Origin of the sequence: Nitratireductor thuwali, assembly GCF_036621415.1 — a bacterium.
In the GTDB taxonomy this organism is placed as follows: domain Bacteria; phylum Pseudomonadota; class Alphaproteobacteria; order Rhizobiales; family Rhizobiaceae; genus Chelativorans; species Chelativorans thuwali.
In genome coordinates, this window is sequence record NZ_CP030941.1 from 152,471 (window position 1) to 171,384 (window position 18,914).

Sequence of the window (18,914 nt, forward strand, 5' to 3'; positions counted from 1 at the left end):
CTCGTTACGCTCGTTCGATCCGGCACAGCGTGGACTTGGTTTCCTGCATCTGGGTCACCGAGTCGTAGCCATAGGTTTGGGCCGTGTTGCAGGCTTCGCCGAGGACGTAGGGATCGGCTCCCTCGGGATATTTGTGGCGCAGGTCCTCGCCCTGGAAATAGCCGCCGAAATGGAACGGGGTGAAGACGACGCCCCTTCCCACGCGCTCCGTGATCATCGCCATCACCCGGATCTTGCCGCCTTCGGGACTGTGCAGCCACACCGCGTCGCGATCCCGGAGGCCGAGATCGTTGGCGTCGGCGGGATTGATCTCGACGAACATGTCCTGCTGCAATTCGGCGAGCCACGGGTTCGACCGCGTTTCGTCGCCGCCGCCCTCATACTCGACCAGCCTGCCCGATGTCATGATCATCGGGAAATCCTTGGAGAAGTCGTTCTTCTGGATCGAGGCATAGGCCGTCGGCACCCGCCAGAACGTCTTGTCCTCCCAGGTCGGATAATCGGCGACGAGATCCCGGCGCGGCGTATAGAGCGGCTCGCGATGGAGCGGGACCGGATCGGGGAAGGTCCACACCACCGCGCGCGCCTTGGCGTTGCCGTATGGCGCACAGCCATGCTGGATCGCAACGCGCTGGATGCCGCCCGAAAGGTCGGTCTTCCAGTTCACCGCGTCGATCTTTTCCTGGTCGTCGGAACCGGCGACCATCCTGATGCTCTCCATCTCCTCAGGCGTCAGGTCGCCATCCCATCCAAGCTCACGCAGCATTGCCATGGTGAACTCGGGATAGCCGTCCTCGATCTCCGAGCCTGCGGGCCATGAGCCTTCGGCGAGCAGGTTGTCGCCGTCGCGCTCGACGCCGAAGCGCGCACGGAAACCCATGCCGCCTTCGGCAACCGGGATGGACGTGTCGTAAAGGTTCGCGGAGCCCGGATGCTTCATCTCCGGCGTGCCCCAGCACGGCCACGGCATGCCGTAGAATTCACCGTCATGCGGACCGCCCACGCCACGAAGCGTCGTCTTGTCGAAGGTCTGCTGGTGGGCCATGTGCGACTTCAGCCGCTCGGGCGACTGGCCGGTATAGCCGATCGTCCACATGCCGCGATTGTATTCGCGGGTAAGATCCTCGATCAGCGGCTCCTCGCCATTGACCTCGATATTGCGGAACATGCGGTCGGCGAAGCCGAACTTCTGCGCGAACTTGTACATGATGGTCTGGTCGGGCAGCGATTCGAACAGCGGCTCGACCACCTTTTCACGCCATTGCAGCGAGCGGTTGGAAGCCGTCACCGAGCCGGAAGTCTCGAACTGCGTTGCCGCCGGCAGAAGGTAGACGCCGTCCTGCCGGTCCTGCAGCACCGCCGTCATGGTCGGATAAGGATCGATGACGACGAGCATGTCGAGCATGCCCATGGCCTTCTGCATTTCCGGGAGCCTGGTCTGCGAGTTCGGCGCATGGCCCCAGAACACCATGACCTTGGTGTTGTCGGGCTGCACCAGATTCTCCTTGGCTTCCAGCACTCCGTCGATCCAGCGCGAGACCGTTATACCGGGCTCGTTCATCATCGGCTTGTCTTCGCCGTTGGCGCTTCGAAGCACGGCAAAACGGCCCTTGAGCCAGTCGAGGTCCTCCTCCCAGACCCTGGCCCAGTGCGCCCAGGAGCCGTCCGTCAGGCCGTAGTAGCCCGGCAGCGTGTCGGCCAGAACGCCGAGATCGGTCGCGCCCTGCACATTGTCGTGGCCGCGGAAGATGTTGGTGCCGCCGCCGGCGACGCCCATGTTTCCGAGCGCAAGTTGCAGGATGCAGTAGGCACGGGTGTTGTTGTTGCCGGTGGAATGCTGGGTGCCGCCCATGCACCATATAAGGGTGCCGGGCCTGTTCTCGGCCATGGTGCGGGCGATCCGCTCGACCTGCGAGCCTGGAACGCCCGTGACGCGCTCGGTCTCTTCCGGCGTCCATTTGGCGACTTCCGCGCGGATCTGGTCCATACCCCACACCCGGCTCTGGATGAACTGCCTGTCCTCCCAGCCGTTCTCGAAAATGTGGTAGAGCATGCCCCAGATCAGGGAGACATCGGTGCCCGGCCGCAGGCGCACATATTCGTCGGCATGCGCGGCCGTCCGCGTAAACCGCGGATCGGCGACGATGAGGGGCGCGTTGTTTTCCTCCTTCGCCTTCAACAGATGCAGAAGCGAAACCGGATGGGCCTCGGCCGGATTGCCGCCGATCAGGAAGATCGCCCTCGAATTGTGAATATCGTTGTAGGAATTGGTCATCGCGCCGTAGCCCCAGGTGTTGGCAACACCTGCGACCGTGGTCGAATGACAAATGCGCGCCTGGTGGTCTACGTTGTTCGTGCCCCAATAGGCGGCCAGCTTGCGGATGAGATAAGCCTGCTCGTTGGAGTGCTTGGCCGAGCCCAGCCAGTAGACCGAGTCGGGACCGGAGGTTTCCCGCACCTCGAGCATCTTGTCGCCGATCTCGTTGATGGCTTCGTCCCAGCTGACACGCTGCCATTTGCCACCGACCAGCTTCATCGGATATTTCAGGCGCCGCTCGCCATGCGCATGCTCGCGCACCGATGCGCCCTTGGCGCAATGGGCGCCGAGATTGAACGGGGAATCGAAGCCGGGCTCCTGCCCGATCCACACGCCGTTGGAAACCTCCGCGATGACGGTGCAGCCGACCGAGCAATGGGTGCAAACGGATTTCTTGATCTCGACGTTTCCTGTGCCTGCGGCACCCTGGGCCGCCGCCTTGCGCACCATTCCGCCCGAAAGGGACGAGATCGCCGTCATCCCGCCGATGGCGAGACCGGAGCGCTTGAGGAAAGTGCGGCGGTCGACGGCCGCATTTCCGAACTCCGACAGCGCAGATGACAACCGGTGGCCTCTCGCCGCTCCATTTGCCTTCTTCCTGAGCATGGTCGTCTCCGTTTCCTCCGTTGCAGTCGCCTGCAAACCGGTTTTCTTGTCCGCGGCGTCAGAAGCGCGCCGACTTGTAGAACGCCTTCACATGATCGGTTTCCGTATAGCCTGCGCCGGAGGCGTTGGACTTCGCCTCCACCGCCTCGGCTTTCTTGCCGGTCACCAGCGCGGTGCCGCCGGCAACGCTCCCGAGACCTGCAAACTTGAGGAAAGTACGACGATCCGTTTTTGCGTCTTCGGCCTTGGCCGTCATGTCTGTCTCCCTTTCGCCTGCCCGCTTTGCCTCTTCGTCCGGCAGGGCACATTCACCGGACCCGTGCGACGTCGAAGATGCGCTACATGTCGAACGCCGCCACTTCGATCTCCATGAAAAGCCTGCCGATCGTGCCGACGGGACGATAGAGCCGAGCCGTCCGTGCTGTTTCGAGATCGCCGTAGAAATGCGGCATCCATGACCCGACATGCTTTTCGAAAAACTGCTTCTGGACGGTGAGCGTCTGCGGCGCGCCGAAGGTGCCGTCGATAAGCCCCGCCATCATCTCCATCAGCGCGCTCGCATGATCCTCCGGCTCGGTCACTTTGGGCGAGCGGCCAATGCCCAGCGGCGCCATGTCGTTGCGCAGGCGCGCCAGCGGCTTCTCGTGCAGGAACCCCGTCAGATAGTAGGATCCATAGGGAACGAGTTCGCCGCGGCCGACACCGATGAAGAGATTGTGATACTCCTCGCCCGCCTCGCCGGCGGACATCGCACCGGCCGTTGCCGAAAGCTCTCCGATCGCGCGGCCCAGCTCCGTATCGTCGCCGGAAAGCTCGCTCAGCGTCTGCAGCAACTGAAAATCGGGCGGGGCCGAGAGAAGCCGTGCGAGCAGTCGGTAGAGATCGGCTCGCAGTCGCTCAGACTCAGTCAGCATTGTCGACTTTGCGACGCTTTGAATCGGCACAGGCACCTCCCGAAATAAATAAAGCAACAAATCGAAAGTTTTACAATGATACTTGCGTATCAAAATGAACAACATCAGTGATTTATTTAACTAGACTTATACAGTCACCTTTTATCGGTTCCCGATATATCGCATTACAGGGCAATCGACTTTCTCGTCGTTATCGACCATTATTTCCTGGAATAATGAGCACAACGGAAGTATCATCCAATTATGCAGGATTTCGCCTCATCGTTCTTCCTGGCCGTCAACCTGATCCTGTCGGGCGATCCTGAGTTATGGTCGATCGTCCTGCTCTCCCTGAAGGTCTCGCTGACTGCCGTTGCCATCGCCGCGATGATCGGCATGCCGATCGGTGCAGCCTTGGGAGTGGGACGCTTTGCCGGCAGGCGGACCCTCATCGTCCTGATCAACGCGCTCATGGGCCTGCCGCCTGTGGTGGTCGGCCTGATGGTCTACCTCTTGCTGTCGAACAGCGGCCCGCTCGGCGTTCTGCAACTGCTTTACACACCCACCGCCATGATCATCGCGCAGGTCATCCTGGTCACGCCGATTGTCGCCGCCCTGACGCGACAGGTGGTCGAAGATCTGGATGCCGAATATGCCGAACAGTTGCGTTCGATGGGCGTATCGCGACTTGCCTCGGTTCCCACGCTCCTGTGGGACGGGCGGACCAGCTTGATGACAGCGGTTCTCGCCGGCTTCGGCCGCGCGACCGCCGAGGTCGGCGCCGTCATCATCGTCGGCGGCAACATCAACCACGTCACCCGCGTCATGACGACGGCGATCGCGCTCGAAACCTCGAAGGGCAATCTGGCGCTGGCACTGGCGCTCGGAGCCATCCTCATGCTCATCGCTATTTCCGTAAACGCGGCGGTCGGCCTCTTGGGCGTCAGGTCGGAGCGTGTCGCTCATGCCTGACGCCGCCCTCGCCCATTCCCTCGAGCCCCGCATCGCCCCAGCGGAGGGTTCGGCCGGAGCGGATACGGGCTCCGTCCTGCCGGTGAGCGCGGCGGGCCTGGTTTTCACCGTGAATGGCAAGCGCCTCGTCGATATCGACCGTCTGACGCTGCAGGCGGGCGGGCCGACCATCGTCATGGGGCCGAACGGCGCCGGCAAGAGCCTGCTCTTGCGCCTCCTGCACGGCCTCATTGCGGCCAGCGAAGGCACGGTGCTGTTCAACGCCCAGCAGATGAGCGCCCGGGTGCGCCGCCGGCAGGCCATGGTCTTTCAGCGGCCGGTGGTCCTGCGCCGCTCCGTGCAGGCCAATATTGACTATGCGCTGGCCGCCGCACACGGATATCGCGGGTTCAGCCGTCGTGAGCGGCTGCGCGAGCTTCTCGAGATGGGCGGGCTGGCCGACATGGCGCGGCAGCGCGCGCGCACGCTTTCCGGCGGGGAGCAACAGCGGCTCGCCCTGGTACGGGCGGTTGCCGCCTCACCCGATCTGCTCTTCCTGGACGAGCCGACATCGAGCCTCGATCCCGCCTCGACGCATCGGATCGAAGCCCTGATCCACCGCTTTGCGGAAGAAGGCACGAAGATCGTGATGGTGACGCACGATCTGGGCCAGGCGCGACGTCTCGCCGCCGAGGTCGTGTTCATGCATCGCGGGAAAGTAACCGAGCAAACGCCGGCGAATGTCTTTTTCGACGCTCCCTCATCACCCGCAGCCCGCGACTTCATCGCCGGTCGGCTGCTGGTTTGAACAGATTCATATTGGAGGAAACGATGATAAATCCGCGCCCACTGCTCGTCTTTGCCGCCATGCTGGCCATCCATTTCATAGTGGGACCGGCGGTAAGCGTGGCCCAGGACCGCTTCATCATCGTCCAGTCGACGACGTCGACGGAGAATTCCGGCCTGTTCGATACGATCCTCCCGGCATTCACCGATAAATCCGGCATCGAGGTGCGTGTCGTCGCGGTTGGCACGGGCCAGGCGATCAAGAATGCTCAAAACGGCGACGGCGACGTTCTTCTGGTGCATGCCAGGCCAGCGGAGGAAAAATTCGTCGCCGACGGGTGGGGCGTGGAACGGCTCGACGTGATGTACAACGATTTCGTCGTGGTCGGACCGGAGGATGATCCTGCCGGCGTCGGCGGATCACGGGATGCTGTCGCCGCGCTGCGGAAAATCGGAGAAAGCAAGGCGCCCTTCGCCTCGCGCGGCGACGATTCGGGCACGCACAAGGCCGAACTGCAGCTGTGGAAGGAGACCGGGATCGATGTCGGGTCGGCGTCGGGAGAATGGTACCGCGAGACCGGTTCCGGAATGGGGGCGACGCTCAACACGGCAATTGGCATGGGCGCCTATGCGCTGACCGACCGCGCCACCTGGATCTCCTACGGGAACAAGGCCGGCCACAAAGTATTGGTCGAAGGCGATCCGAAGCTCTTCAATCAATACGGCGTCATTCTCGTCAATCCGGACAGGCACCCCAACGTGAAGGCAGAGGAAGGGCAGGCTTTCATCGACTGGCTGACGGGTCCGGAAGGCCAGGCAGCCATCGCCGGCTTCAAGATCGACGGCCAGCAGCTCTTCTTTCCGAACGCCCGGAGATAGAGCCATCCGAGGAAAAGTCGAAGCCGGTTTCCCGCCCGGAGTTGCGTAGAGTGATACAGCAGGATGGATTCAGCGTTTCCGTGAAACAGTGAACCGATCACCCCGCATCGCTGTTGAAATGGACGCGCCCAAGCCCACTGATATCGTAACCCATCAGCTCCCCGGCCCGGTCGGCAAACGGCTTTCCCGAAAGAAAGCGCATGAAAGTCTGAAACGGCGCTTCGAAATAGTCACGGCGCCAGACCAATATGTCGAACCGCTCCTCGAGAAGCGGTACGAAGCCAAGACGATAGCGCGCCGCCATCGCCGCCAGGCCGAAGGCCACCTGGGCCTTGTCCTCCTGCACCTGCAGCGCGGCCTCGTCCTCCGTGAGCGCCGGAGAGGCGGGCCCCGCCAATGCTGCCACGTCGATACCCGCCTCTCCGGCTAAGGTCTCGAACAGGCCCTGGCTGGCGGCGCTCCGCTGGCGGCGCACGACGCGGAGACCGGCAATATCGCGCAGGCCCGTCACCGCCTGGGGATTGCCCGCGGGCACGATCAGGCCACGCTGACGGCGCGCGAACTCGATCAGCACCGTTGGCCGATCGCCCACCGCGCGCCTCGCCGTGTCGGTGTTCCACGCCCCCTCACCCTCATGCACATGCATGGCGCAGGCAACCGCCTCCCCGCGGGAAAGGCGCTCCACGCCATCCAGGCTGCCGTCGAAAAAGGCTGCGATGCCGCTGCCGGATTCACGCAACGCCCACTCAAGCAGCGGATCGTGGCTTCCGGCCAGGATCAGCGGCACGCGTGCGGTCGGTGCCGTAGGCCCGGAACGCGAGGCCGCGATCCAGGCCGCGACCTCGCCGCGCGGGAACAAGAGTTTGCCGACGACCCGGACGCAAGGCACATCGCCGCTGGCGGCAAGGTCATAGACCTTACGCTCCTTGATGCGCAGCAGATCGGCAAGCTCGCGCGTGGTGAGGTAATCGGGTTCCGTCGCCGTCATGCCGCCCCGGCCTTCTCGATGCGGAAGATGAGGCGGTCGCCGTCGCGAAGCGAGCCCTCGAGCCGGTCGCCGGTTTCGTTGAGCAGGTTGGGAATGTCGATTGCCGCCAGCGGATCGGTGCAATGGACTTCGAGCCGGCTGCCGGGCGTCAGCCGGCTCAGTGCCTTGCGCGTCTTGAGAGCTGGAAGCGGGCATTTCAGCCCCGAGAGATCGAGAATATCGGTTGTCATGACGCGACGTTGGTCCAGCCCGGCGCGCTTGTCAATTTGCCGCCTGTCATGGTCAGAACATGCTCGAATATGGGAGGAAACGCACCCTATCGCCGCGGCTTACCTCGACGGTCTCTTCATCGAGCTCGATCAGCCCGTCCGTTTCGACGAGCGAGGACAGGAGACCTGCGCCTTCGCGCGGAAACTTTACCGCTTCCATAACGCCATCCTCGCCCGGTCGAAGATTGGCGCGCACATATTCCCTGCGCCCCGGCTTCTTGCGATAGGTGAATGCGGCGCGCAGCGGCGTGAACAGCGGGGCCGGATCGATTGCGCCGGCAAGCGCCAGCACCGCCGCGCGAGCGATATGGGCGAAGGTGACGAAGCTCGCCACCGGATTGCCAGGCAGTCCGATGAACGGCATGCCCCTGACCACGCCCATGGCAACGGGCCGGCCGGGCTTGATCGCCACGCGCCAGAAGACCAGGGTCCCGACGCTCTCGACCGCGGCTTTCACGTGATCGGCCTCGCCGGTAGAAACGCCGCCGGACGCGAGAATAAGATCATAACCCGCCGCGGCATTCTCCAGCGCATCGGCGATCGGCGCTTGATCGTCATCCAGAATGCCGAAATCGCCGACCGCGCAGCCGAGGCGTGCGAGCATCGCCGTCAGCATGAAGCGGTTGGAATCGAAGAGCTGCGCAGGCCCGCGCGCGGCACCCGGCTCCACGATCTCATTGCCGGTCGAAAACACGGCCACGCGGACCGGGCGGCGAACCTTCACCGAGGTCAGGCCCAGTGCGGCCGCCAGCGCGACGTCCTGCGGGCGCAGCCGCTGCCCCTGCCGCAGCACGGTCTGGCCCTGCGCGATATCCTCGCCTTGCGGCCGCACATTGGCGCCGCGGCGCAGGCCGGGCGGCAGGATCACCCGGCCCTCCCCGGCCTGTTGCACGTCTTCCTGCATGAAAACCGTGTCGGCGCCTTCGGGCATCGGCGCGCCGGTGAAGATGCGCACGGTCTGACCGGCGGCAATACTCAAGCGCTCGGGCGAGCCCGCCTGCAAACGCCCGGAAACAGCGAACGCACGCGGCGCATCCTGCGGAATCTCGTCGCCGGCCAGCGCATAGCCATCGACCGCCGAATTGGTGTAGGGCGGCAGCGCGATCGGCGCGACGATGTTTTCGGCCAGCACCCGGCCATCGGCCGAAGCGATCGGAACGCTCTCCGTCTCCTCCACCGCGCCGAGCCGCGATCGGATCAGCGCAACGGTTTCGTCGACCGGCATCAGCGGACCGCCGAAGGCAAAGCAGTCGTCGGAAAGTTGCGCCATGAGGCTGTCAGTCTCCTTGCCGCGAGCTGATGGGAAGAATCGGCGCTGGAATACCGCCCTGCATCCCCGAATCCTCCCAGACCTTGCTGCGACTAGCAAATCATTTGCCGCGCCCCACATGCAATAGCGCTACGCCAAGGCGATTTCTTTTCCCAGGCGGATGCTTTAGTTCTAAGGCGTGACTGCTGGAGAAGACATGCACGAGACAACCGCCGGAAATCAATCCCTGACGATCATGCCCCGGCCTGAAGATCCGCGCCTGACCGAGCGCGTGGCGGGCATCGATCACACCGGCCAGCCGATCGAGGTGAACGTTCCGGTCGAGCGCGCCCTGACGCTCTATCTGAACGCCCAGGAGATCGTCACCATGATGACGATCAACGACTATCCCGAATATCTGGCGCTCGGCTATCTGCTCAACCAGAACATGCTCAAGCCGGACGATGTGGTGACCGGCGTCGATTACGACGAGGACATCGAAACCGTCGTAGTGCGCACCGAACGCAATACCAATTACGAGCAGAAGCTGAAGAAGAAGACGCTCACCTCGGGCTGCGCCCAGGGCACCGCCTTCGGCGATCTCATGGAGGCCATCGACCACATCGTGCTGCCGGAGGCTGAATTGCGCACCTCCTGGCTCTACGGGATGACCCGCACCATCAACACGACGCCCTCCCTTTATCTCGAAGCCGGCGCGATCCACGGCTGCGTGCTTTGCGTCAAGGGCGAGCCCGTCTGCTATATGGAAGATGTCGGCCGCCACAACGCCGTCGACAAGATTGCCGGCTGGATGTTCCGCCACGGCGTCGATGCCGGCGACAAGATCCTCTATACGACCGGCCGCCTCACATCCGAAATGACGATCAAGACAGTGCGCATGGGCATCCCGATCCTGGTATCCCGCTCCGGCTTCACCGCCTGGGGCGTGGCCCTTGCCCGTCAGGTCGGCCTGACCCTGGTCGGGCGCGCGCGCGGCAAGCGCTTTACCGTTCTGTCCGGACAGGAGCGCTTGGTCTACGACCAGGATCTTGCGGCGGTCGAAGAAGAATCTCCCCGCCATCAGCGCAAGGCTGCCGGCAATGCCGACTGAGGGGCCGGCCGAGGGGCCGACTGAAGCGCCCGCGGTGGGCGTCGTTCTGGCCGGCGGGCTCGCCCGGCGCATGGGCGGCGGCGACAAGACCATGCGCACGATCGCCGGGCGGCCGATTCTCGATCTGATCGTCGAGCGCCTTCGGCCGCAATGCGATGCGCTGATCCTCAACGCCAATGGCGATCCGACGCGCTTCGCAGGCTTCGGCCTGCCGGTTATCGCCGACAGCGTGGCGGATTTTCCCGGCCCCCTCGCCGGCGTACTCGCCGCGCTCGACTGGACGGCGGAGAACCTGCCCGGCAACGACTGGGTCGTCAGCGTGGCCGGCGACTGTCCGTTCCTGCCGCGCGACCTCGTCGCTCGCCTGCAGCAGGCACGGCGCGAGGAAGGCGCTGAGCTTGCGGTAGCGGCCTCGAACGAGCGGACGCATCCCGTGATCGGATTGTGGGACGTCAGGCTGCGCCATGCCTTGCGGCAGGCGCTGGTCGAGGAGGAAATCCGCAAGATCGACCGCTGGACCGCCCGCTACCGCGTTGCCGCCGTTAGCTGGCCGACCGACCCCATCGATCCCTTTTTCAACGTCAACACCGTCGATGACTGGGACGAAGCCGAACGCGCGGCCGCGAGCGTCCTGAACTGAAGCCCGGCCTCTTGCCGGCCTCCACACATGACGTCGCAGCACCGGCTATCGCCGCTGCGGCCAATAAAAATTCTCCAGAAGCGAAAGATCGGATTGCCAGCGCGAATTCGAACCCCATCTTAGAGTTAGAGTATCCGCTTCTGCGAAATGGCCCTAGCAACGGATGTCGAAAGATGGAGATCTATACACGGTTCGCCGAGGACTACCGGCAGAGGAATCTGGAGGAGCTTTCCATCCAGGACTATCTGCTGGGATGCAGAGACAATCCTTCCATGCGCGCGACGGCGGCAGAGCGAATGATGGCGGCGATCGGAGAGCCTGAGATCGTCGACACGAGCCAGGACCAGCGTCTCGGCCGCATATTCATGAACCGCACGATCAAGCGCTACGCTCCCTTCAAGCGCCTTTACGGGATGGAAGCAACGATCGAGCGCATCGTCGGCTTCTTCCGGCACGCCAGCCAGGGTCTGGAGGAACGCAAGCAGATCCTCTACCTGCTGGGGCCGGTGGGCGGCGGCAAGTCGACCATGGCCGAGATCCTCAAGCAGTTGATGGAGCAGGAGCCGATCTACGTCCTCAAGGCGGGCGATCAGATAAGCCCGGTCTTCGAATCCCCGCTCGGCCTGTTCAATCCCGATCGGATGGGCGACCTTCTGCAGGACAAGTACAATATTCCAAAGCGGCTGCTGACCGGTCTCATTTCGCCGTGGGCGGCAAAGCGCCTCGACGAGTTCGAGGGCGACATCTCCAAGTTCTCGATCGTCAAGCTCTATCCCTCGCGGCTGCGCCAGATCGGCGTGACCAAGACCGAGCCGGGCGACGAGAACAACCAGGACGTCTCCTCCCTGGTCGGCAAGCTCGATATCCGCAAGCTGGAGCACTTCAGTCAGAACGACCCGGATGCCTATAGCTACTCGGGCGCGCTCAACCGCACGACCCAAGGCCTGATGGAGTTCGTGGAGATGTTCAAGGCGCCGATCAAGGTGCTGCATCCGCTCCTGACGGCGACCCAGGAGGGCTCCTATGTCGGCACCGAGAATATCGGTGCCTTCCCTTATCAGGGACTCATTCTCGCGCATTCGAACGAGTCCGAGTGGTACCAGTTCAAGAACAACAAGAACAATGAGGCCTTCCTCGACCGCATCAGCGTCGTCAAGGTGCCGTATTGCCTGCGCGCCACCGAAGAAGCCGAGATCTATGAGAAGCTCTTGAGCGAGAGCGCGCTGGCGGAGGCTCCCTGCGCGCCGGAAACCTTGCCGCTTCTGGCGCGCTTCAGCGTGCTCACGCGACTGCACGAGCACGAGAACTCGACGCTCTATTCAAAGCTCAGGGTCTATGACGGCGAGACGTTGAAGGACGCCGACCCCAAGGCGAAGTCGCTGCAGGAATATCGCGATGCCGCCGGCGTCGACGAAGGCATGACCGGCATCTCCACCCGCTTCGGCTTCAAGGTCCTGTCGGAGACCTTCAACCACGACACGGAGGAGATCGCCGCCGATCCGGTGCACCTTCTGTACGTGCTGGAGCAGGCGGTCAGGCGCGAGCAGTTCGATGAGGAGACGCAAAGCCGGTACCTGGACTTCCTCAAGACGGAGCTTGCGCCGCGCTATGCCGAGTTCATCGGCAACGAGATTCAGAAGGCGTATCTGGAATCCTACGCCGACTACGGCCAGAACCTGTTCGACCGCTACATCGCCTATGCCGATGCCTGGATCGAGGAGCAGGACTACAAGGATCCCGACACCGGACAGATTTTCGACCGCGAAGTTCTGGAAAAGGAACTTGAGAAGGTCGAGAAGCCGGCCGGCATCGCCAATCCCAAGGACTTCCGCAACGAGGTGGTGAAATTCGTATTGCGCGCCCGTGCCGAGAACCAGGGGCACAATCCCGACTGGCGCCGCTACGAAAAGCTGCGCCAGGTGATCGAGAAGCGGATGTTCGGCCAGGTCGAAGAGCTGCTGCCGGTGATCAGCTTCGGCGCCAAGCGCGACAAGAAGACGGACGCCAAGCACCACGAATTCGTCGAGCGCATGACGGGACACGGCTATACGAAGCGCCAGGTGCAGCGGCTGGTCGAGTGGTATATGCGGGTGAACAAGGCAGGGTAACCCCCTTCGGAGGCAGAACGCACGATGGCCCATTTCATCGACCGCCGCCTGAACCCGAAGGACAAGAGCCTGGGCAACCGCCGCCGTTTCCTCAAGCGCGTGCGCGGTCAGGTCAAGAAGGCCGTGGACGAAGCGGTGCGCCGGCGCGGCATCGCGGACGTGGACCGCGGCGAGCGTGTTTCCGTTCCCACCGACGGCATCGCCGAACCCAGCTTTCGGCAGGCATCGGAGGGCGGCCGGCGCGAGCAGGTCTTTACCGGCAACAAGACCTTTCAGGCCGGGGACAAGGTCGAAAAGCCGCCGCGTGGTGGAGCTGGCGGCGCCGGACGGCGCGGCTCACCGGATGGAGAGGGAGAGGACGATTTTCTGTTCGCGCTGTCGCGCGAGGAGTTTCTCGACCTTTTTTTCGACGATCTCGAACTTCCGGACCTGGTCAAGCGAAGTCTCAAGGAAATCACCAGAACGCATCCGCGCCGGGCCGGATATTCCACCACCGGGACGCCGTCTAACATCAATGTGGCGCGCACGATGCGCAATGCGGTCGGCAGAAGGATCGGGCTGAAGCGCCCCAAGGACGATGAGGCGCGGGAACTGCTGCACAGGATCCTCTTGCTGGAGCTGATCTCCTCTCCAACCAGGGAGCAGCGCGAGGAACTGCTCGCCCTGCGAGCCGAGCGCGACGAGCTCATGCGGCGGCGCAAGGTGATCGCCTATATCGATCCGCTCGACGTGCGCTACAGCTATTTCGATCAGCAGCCTGAGCCGAACGCGAACGCCGTGATGTTCTGCCTCATGGACGTGTCGGCCTCGATGGGAGAGCGGGAGAAGGATCTGGCCAAGCGCTTTTTCGTGCTCCTTCACCTGTTCCTGAGCCGCCGCTACGAGAAGACGGACATCGTCTTCATCCGCCATACCCACGATGCGAGCGAGGTGGACGAGGAGACCTTTTTCTACTCCCCCCAGACAGGCGGCACCGTGGTCAGTTCCGCGCTCGTCAAGATGAAGCAGATCATCGACGAACGCTATCCGCCATCGGAATGGAATATCTATGCCGCGCAGGCCTCGGACGGTGAGAATTTCGGCGGCGATTCGCCAAAATGCGCAACGATCCTGTCGCAGGATCTGATGAAGATCTGCCAGTATTTCGCCTATATCGAGATTGTCGAGGAGGAGGAAGCCCGGCTGATCAACAGCGAGGCGAGCGGCATGGAGCTATGGCAGGCCTATCGGCAGGTAGGGGAAATCTGGCCCAATTTCGCCAGAAAGCGCGTCGCCAGCGCTTCCGATATCTACCCGGTTTTCCGCGAACTCTTCGCCCGGAAACATGCGGGAGAAAGACATGGCTGAGCACGCTTCCCGTGCCAAATCCGCGCTGCTGTTCGACCAGGTCGACTGGGACTTCGATGCGCTGCGGCGGACCTACGACGCCATAGAGCGGGTGGCTTGCCAGGACCTTGGGCTGGACATCTATCCAAACCAGATCGAGATCATCTCCTCCGAACAGATGCTGGATGCCTATTCGTCCATCGGCATGCCGCTGATGTATCGTCACTGGTCCTTCGGCAAGCATTTTCTCCACCATGAGCGGCTCTATCGCAAGGGAGCGCGAGGCCTTGCCTATGAGATCGTCATCAACTCGGACCCGTGCATCAGCTACTGTCTGGAAGAAAACACGATGCCGCTGCAGGCCCTCGTGATGGCGCATGCGGCCTTCGGGCATAACCACTTCTTCAAGGCCAATCACCTGTTCGAGCAATGGACCGACGCCGAAGGCATACTCGACTATCTGGACTATGCACGCCGCTATATCGCTCGCTGCGAGGAACAGCACGGTGCGGACGAAGTCGAGGCGGTGCTGGACGCGGCCCACGCGCTGATGCCGTCGGGCATCTTTCGGCACCGCCGCCCGCGGCAGCATTCCCTGCGTGAAGCGGAGGAGCAGCGCCAGAGACGGCGCGCGGCGGCGGAGCAGAATGTCTATTATCTGTGGAACACGATCCCCAACCGCCCCGGCCACGAGCGGGAGAGAGATGCCGCGATGCTGGAACGCAAGCGGGAAATGCGGCTGCCGGAGGAGAACCTGCTTTACTTCCTCGAGCATTACAGCCCTATCCTCAAGTCCTGGCAGCGCGAGATCCTCAGGATCGTCCGCAATGTCGGCCAGTATTTCTACCCGCAGAAGCAGACCAAGGTCATGAACGAGGGCTGTGCCTGCTTCGTGCACTATTACATTTTGAATGTGCTGCATGCCGAGGGCCGCCTGACGGATGGGGCGATGCTGGAAATCCTCCACAACCACACCAACGTGCTGACCCAGCCGGATTTCGACGATCCCCGTTTCGGCGGCATCAACCCGTATGCGCTGGGCTTTGCCATGATGCAGGACATACGCCGCATCTGCGAGGAGCCGGGCGAGGAAGACCGCGAGTGGTTTCCCGATATTGCCGGCAAGGGCGACTGGCGAAACGTGCTGAAGCACGCCTGGGCGAACTATCGCGACGAGAGTTTCATCCAGCAGTTCCTCAGTCCCGCGGTGATGCGCCGGTTCCGGATGTTTGCGCTGTCCGACGATGCCGGCGACCCCTATTATACCGTGACCGGCATCCATGACGCCCGCGGCTACCGGCATCTGCGGGACGTGCTGGCCAGCAACCACGACATATCCACCCTGGAACCGGACATCCAGGTGGTCGACGCCGACCTTCTGGGGGATCGTTGCCTGCACCTGCGCGCCTCGCGACGCGAGGGCGTGCCGCTGGACAGTTCCAGCAGGGAGGCGACGCTCAGGCATGTCGAGCGGCTCTGGGGATACAAGGTCGCGCTCGAGGAAGTGGAACCGGGCCGCTGACGCAGGCCCTAGCCGCCCATATGCATTTGCAAGCGAGACCAGGCACCACGGCCGGAGTACGGCCCGTTCGATCATGATATCGTGATCGAGGAACAGTCTCACAAGCACACTGTTATGGACAGGTAATCCCGAGCGCCGGGCGCCAGAAGCAGTTCCACGGAAAGTGGAAACCGGTTTCCCGTCCGGAATTGCGCGCCATCGAATCCCCGGATCGGATGCCGCAGTCGCCCACCGCCCGCTCGGACTGCAGCGGAGGATGACATGACAAGAACGCTCGATTGGAAAGCCGCGATAGCGGCCGGCATCGTCGCCGGTGTCGTGTTCATGATGCTGGAAATGCTTCTCGTACAGATGTTCCAGCCGATGAGCATGTGGGCGCCGCCCCGCATGATCGCGGCGATGGCCATGGGCCGCGAAATCCTGCCGCCGCCCGATACGTTCGATGCCATGGCGCTGATGGTGGCCATGCTGATCCACTTCCCGCTGTCGATCATCTACGCCATCATTCTCGGGTGGATTATCAGCCGGTGGGAACTGGGCCTGATGGCGGCCATGATTGCCGGCCTCGTGTTCGGACTGGTGATCTACGTGGTGAACTTCTACGGCTTCACCGCGGTTTTCCCGTGGTTCGCCGATGCGCGCGGCTGGGTCGCCCTCTTCTCGCACGCCATGTTCGGCCTCGTGCTCGGCCTGGTCTACGAACCCCTGGAGAGACACGATGAACGGCACAAGACAGCATCTCAGCTTTGAGCCTAGCCCGAAGCGCATCCGCGCCATTGTCGGCGACGAGGCCGTTGCGGATTCGGTCGACGCGGTGCTCCTGCTGGAGAAAGGCCATATGCCGGTCTATTACTTTCCGCGCAGGGATGTGCGCCTCGACCTGATGGAGCGGACGGACCACGCCACCCATTGTCCGTTCAAGGGCGATGCCTCCTACTGGAACGTGAGGATCGGCACGAAGCGGCTGGAAAACGCCGCATGGAGCTATGAGAGCCCGACCCCGGAATCGGACCAGATCAAAGGCCACGTCGCATTCTATTGGGACAGGCTCGACCGCCGGTTCGAGGAGGACGAGGAGGTGTTCGGCCATCCCCGCGACCCGTATCACCGCATCGACGTCCGGCCCAGCTCGCGCGAGGTGAAGGTGGTGTTCGCCGGCCAGACGGTCGCCCGCACCCACCGCGCCCTCTACCTGTTCGAGACCGGCCTGCCGACGCGCTACTACATCCCGCCCGGGGATGTCCGGAGCGAGTTCCTTGTGCCTTCGCAGCGGACCTCGATCTGTCCCTATAAGGGCACGGCCTCATACTGGTCGCTGAAGGTCGATGACGAAGCCGCGGAGAATGCGGTCTGGGCCTATGAGAACCCGCTGCCGGAGTGCCCGCGGATCAAGGGCCATTTCTGCTTCTATCCCGAGCAGGTCGAGCAGATCTCGGTGGCGCGCAAGGGACTGCGGGAAGACATCGCCTGAGGCGTTGCGCAGACCGCTCTTCCGGTGAAGGGCCGGTGCTCCGGCGAGACAAGAGGAGAAGCGGAGCTGTCCGAGATGGAAAGCGACGACGCCATACGCGACCTGGCCATGATCGGCGACCGGCGCACGGTCGCCCTGCTCAACCGGCGGGGCGATATACTGTGGTACTGCCCGGGCCGGTTCGACAGCCCAAGCCTTTTCGCCTCGCTGCTTGATCCGGGAGGCGGATCCTGGCGGCTCGATGTCGCCGAAGCCCGGCCCCTTCGCCGCGCCTATGTCGACGACAGCGCCGTCCTGCAGACCGTCCTGGCGGTGCCTGGCGGCGAGTGGACCATCACCGACTTCATGCCCGCCGGTCCGGACGCGCCGGAAGGGCTCGTCTGCCGTCTTTTCTCCGCCCCTCCCCGCGACATGCGGTTCGTCCTCGAGCCGCGGCCGAACTATGGCGGCAATCCGGCGACCTTCGAGATCGCCGGGGCCGTGGCCATAACCGACGGAAGGCATCGCCTCTACACCTCGTGTCCGCTGAGCATCGACGGCGGCGCGATCGGGTTCACGGTGCCGCAAGGCCGTGAGGGCTGGGCCGTCCTTGCCGGCGGCGAACTTCCCCGGCCCGATCGCGCCGGGATCGAGGGTTGGCTCTCCGCCACGGTCGAGCATTGGCGCCGGCTGTTCTCCGGCGCCTCCTATTCGGGTCCCTATGAACGCGAGGTCTCGGCCTCCCTGCGGGCGCTCAGGCTCCTGACGCACGAGAAGACGGGCGGCATCGTCGCCGCCGCCACCGCCTCGCTCCCCGAAATTGCCGGCGGCAGCGCCAACTGGGACTACCGCTATGTCTGGCTGCGGGATGCTGGCATGATCGTCAGCGCCCTCGCGCGGCTGGGCGGCGATCTTACCGAGGGCGAGCGCTATCTCGATTTCATCTGCTCCTCGCGCGGCAGCTCCAGGCATTACCCGGTGCCCGTCTTCACCACGCTCGACTATGAAAAGGCGCCGCCGGAGCAGCTTCTCGACCTGGCCGGGCATCTGGAAAGCCGCCCGGTGCGCATCGGCAACGATGCCCGCGACCAGTTGCAGCTCGATGCCTTCGCCAATGTGCTGCTTGCGGCCAAGCTCATCTACCAGCGGACGGAGCGGAGGCCACACTGGGACACGGTTGCCGCCATCGCCGATTTCCTGGCCGCGCACTGGCACGAGCCCGACCACGGCATCTGGGAAGAGCCGGTCACGCGCCAATATACCGCCGGAAAGGTGGTCGCCGCCTGCGGGCTCGATTCGCTCGCCGGCTTCTCGCCGGATCCGGAGCAAGCCGCGCGCTGGCGGGCGGCCGTGCGGGACATCCGCGCTTTCGTGGCGGAGAATTGCCTGACGTCGAGGGGCGCCTACGCGGTCTATGCCGGCAGCGAGGAGGTCGACGTTTCGGCCGCGCTGTTTCCCGTCTGGGCCTATACCGCGCCAGACACGCCGGAGATGCTGGCGACCATGGCGGCACTGGAACACGAGTGGTCGTGGAACGGTTTGCTCTACTGGCGTCGCCTGGAATGCTCCGATTCCCGCAAGGAAGGCGCTTTCCTGGCGGGCACTTTCTGGGTCGCCCAGTATTGGATCATGCGCGGTGAGGTGGAGCGTGCCCGGGGCATCCTGGATGCCGCCCTCGCCTGCGCCAACGATCTCGGGCTGTTTGCGGAGGAAGGAGACCCGGAGGCCGGACGCATGCTCGGAAACTTTCCCCAGGCATTCGTCCATTCCGCCTTCATCGGCGCCGTGATCGACCTCAAGGCCGCTCTCGACCCATGAC

General features: G+C 63.5%; 17 protein-coding genes. 11 read left to right on the plus strand and 6 right to left on the minus strand.

What is annotated here, in order from left to right:
- Positions 1-4: 4 nt before the first annotated feature.
- The 3 genes from NTH_RS00715 to NTH_RS00725 form a co-directional block, all read right to left on the minus strand.
- Complete coding sequence (locus NTH_RS00715; RefSeq protein WP_338528202.1) at positions 5-2,923, minus strand: formate dehydrogenase subunit alpha; 2,919 nt, start codon at positions 2,921-2,923, stop codon at positions 5-7.
- A 58-nt stretch (positions 2,924-2,981) separates the two neighbouring features.
- Positions 2,982-3,179, minus strand: a complete 198-nt coding sequence (locus NTH_RS00720) for a twin-arginine translocation signal domain-containing protein (protein WP_338528203.1) — start codon at positions 3,177-3,179, stop codon at positions 2,982-2,984.
- Between the two features lie 82 nt (positions 3,180-3,261).
- Entirely contained in the window at positions 3,262-3,837 is a 576-nt protein-coding gene (locus NTH_RS00725; RefSeq protein WP_338528204.1) for a molecular chaperone TorD family protein, read from the minus strand.
- A 243-nt stretch (positions 3,838-4,080) separates the two neighbouring features.
- Between NTH_RS00725 and NTH_RS00730 the strand changes: the two genes are divergently transcribed.
- The 3 genes from NTH_RS00730 to NTH_RS00740 are packed head-to-tail and all read left to right on the plus strand — an operon-like array spanning position 4,081 to position 6,432.
- Entirely contained in the window at positions 4,081-4,788 is a 708-nt protein-coding gene (locus tag NTH_RS00730) for an ABC transporter permease (protein ID WP_338528205.1), read from the plus strand.
- Positions 4,781-5,575, plus strand: a complete 795-nt coding sequence (locus NTH_RS00735) for an ATP-binding cassette domain-containing protein (RefSeq protein WP_338528206.1) — start codon at positions 4,781-4,783, stop codon at positions 5,573-5,575. Before NTH_RS00730 ends, NTH_RS00735 begins: the two co-directional genes overlap by 8 nt.
- A gap of 23 nt (positions 5,576-5,598) precedes the next feature.
- Positions 5,599-6,432, plus strand: coding sequence for a substrate-binding domain-containing protein (locus tag NTH_RS00740; RefSeq protein ID WP_422392330.1), 834 nt, complete (start codon positions 5,599-5,601; stop codon positions 6,430-6,432).
- Positions 6,433-6,529: 97 nt separating this feature from the next.
- On the opposite strand, the gene NTH_RS00745 is transcribed toward NTH_RS00740, so the two are convergent.
- The 3 genes from NTH_RS00745 to glp are packed head-to-tail and all read right to left on the minus strand — an operon-like array spanning position 6,530 to position 8,959.
- Positions 6,530-7,420, minus strand: coding sequence for a helix-turn-helix transcriptional regulator (locus tag NTH_RS00745; RefSeq protein WP_338528207.1), 891 nt, complete (start codon positions 7,418-7,420; stop codon positions 6,530-6,532).
- Positions 7,417-7,650: a sulfurtransferase TusA family protein gene (locus NTH_RS00750; RefSeq protein WP_265518327.1), complete on the minus strand. Its 234-nt coding sequence runs from the start codon at positions 7,648-7,650 to the stop codon at positions 7,417-7,419. The genes NTH_RS00745 and NTH_RS00750 overlap by 4 nt, the downstream gene beginning before the upstream one ends.
- A 52-nt stretch (positions 7,651-7,702) precedes the next feature.
- Positions 7,703-8,959: a gephyrin-like molybdotransferase Glp gene (glp, locus tag NTH_RS00755; protein WP_338528208.1), complete on the minus strand. Its 1,257-nt coding sequence runs from the start codon at positions 8,957-8,959 to the stop codon at positions 7,703-7,705.
- Between the two features lie 196 nt (positions 8,960-9,155).
- On the opposite strand from glp, the gene fdhD reads away from it, so the two are divergent.
- From fdhD to NTH_RS00795, 8 genes are all read left to right on the plus strand, one after another.
- Positions 9,156-10,049, plus strand: a complete 894-nt coding sequence (fdhD, locus tag NTH_RS00760; protein WP_338528209.1) for a formate dehydrogenase accessory sulfurtransferase FdhD — start codon at positions 9,156-9,158, stop codon at positions 10,047-10,049.
- On the plus strand, positions 10,039-10,689 hold the full coding sequence (gene mobA, locus NTH_RS00765; protein ID WP_338528210.1) for a molybdenum cofactor guanylyltransferase MobA: 651 nt from the start codon (positions 10,039-10,041) through the stop codon (positions 10,687-10,689). Before fdhD ends, mobA begins: the two co-directional genes overlap by 11 nt.
- 173 nt (positions 10,690-10,862) lie before the next feature.
- Positions 10,863-12,797, plus strand: coding sequence for a PrkA family serine protein kinase (locus tag NTH_RS00770; RefSeq protein ID WP_338528211.1), 1,935 nt, complete (start codon positions 10,863-10,865; stop codon positions 12,795-12,797).
- A gap of 24 nt (positions 12,798-12,821) precedes the next feature.
- On the plus strand, positions 12,822-14,144 hold the full coding sequence (locus NTH_RS00775) for a YeaH/YhbH family protein (protein WP_338528212.1): 1,323 nt from the start codon (positions 12,822-12,824) through the stop codon (positions 14,142-14,144).
- A complete protein-coding gene (locus NTH_RS00780; RefSeq protein WP_338528213.1) occupies positions 14,137-15,645 on the plus strand; it encodes a SpoVR family protein in 1,509 nt (502 codons plus the stop codon). Before NTH_RS00775 ends, NTH_RS00780 begins: the two co-directional genes overlap by 8 nt.
- Before the next feature lie 261 nt (positions 15,646-15,906).
- The gene (locus NTH_RS00785; RefSeq protein ID WP_338528214.1) at positions 15,907-16,395 is read left to right on the plus strand and encodes a hypothetical protein; all 489 of its coding nucleotides are present in this window, start codon (positions 15,907-15,909) and stop codon (positions 16,393-16,395) included.
- Entirely contained in the window at positions 16,364-17,116 is a 753-nt protein-coding gene (locus NTH_RS00790; RefSeq protein WP_338528215.1) for a DUF427 domain-containing protein, read from the plus strand. The genes NTH_RS00785 and NTH_RS00790 overlap by 32 nt, the downstream gene beginning before the upstream one ends.
- Positions 17,117-17,191: 75 nt before the next feature.
- The gene (locus tag NTH_RS00795; protein ID WP_338528216.1) at positions 17,192-18,913 is read left to right on the plus strand and encodes a glycoside hydrolase family 15 protein; all 1,722 of its coding nucleotides are present in this window, start codon (positions 17,192-17,194) and stop codon (positions 18,911-18,913) included.
- Position 18,914 lies beyond the last annotated feature (1 nt).